The sequence below is a fragment of the Gallintestinimicrobium propionicum genome, from assembly GCF_025567525.1.
Taxonomy (GTDB): domain Bacteria; phylum Bacillota; class Clostridia; order Lachnospirales; family Lachnospiraceae; genus Gallintestinimicrobium; species Gallintestinimicrobium propionicum.
In genome coordinates this window covers 1-605 of record NZ_JAOQJY010000053.1, presented here as the reverse complement: position 1 = coordinate 605, position 605 = coordinate 1, and the positions used below count along the sequence as shown (strand labels likewise).

The 605-nt window shown below is 47.3% G+C and carries 1 pseudogene; it reads right to left on the bottom strand.

Annotated elements, in window-relative coordinates:
* A pseudogene (locus OCV62_RS18085) lies at nt 1-412 on the bottom strand (hypothetical protein); the annotation flags it as partial.
* Between the last annotated feature and the right edge of the window lie 193 nt (nt 413-605).

The following is a 605-nucleotide window of genomic DNA, read 5'->3' as shown; positions in this document are numbered from 1 at the left end:
AGGCAGCGTTACGGTCACGGGGTTCTCTGGCAAGCAGATAGCTGTTCCAGATACGGAACGCCACATACATTTTCAGAGGGTCATTGCTAAGATATTTCCCCCAGAGAAATTCGCTTGCCGCCTGCTCCAGCTCCGGCTGTTTCCATCGGTTGGAGTGGAGGGCTTGCCGCAGCGGAGAAAGCCCGTATAAGTTCCAGTCTCTGTCCGTGTCACGCTCAAAGTTTATCAAAAAAGTCCCCAGCGGGCGTGTCATATCACAAAGCACCTCTGTGTTTTGGCTCCCGTTCAGACGGAAGCGGATCTGCTGTTCTTCCCCAATCAAAATCCTCTCTTTCATTTTCTTCCTGTCCAGCGTCAGGACAAACAAAATCCTCTCAAAACATGGCTCATGCCGTATAAACTGATTCTCCATCCCTATCCCCTGCCTTTGATTATGGTAATTATATAATTCAGTTATATCCGTTACACTCATGGTATCGCAGAAGCATTGTTTTGTCAAGAATAGTCCGCTATGATGATTGCAGTTGGTAATTTCGTACCAAACAGTACTTTGACAAGTGAATGACCGTCCAAAAAGGATATGACCGGCAGGAGAAGTGACGCAT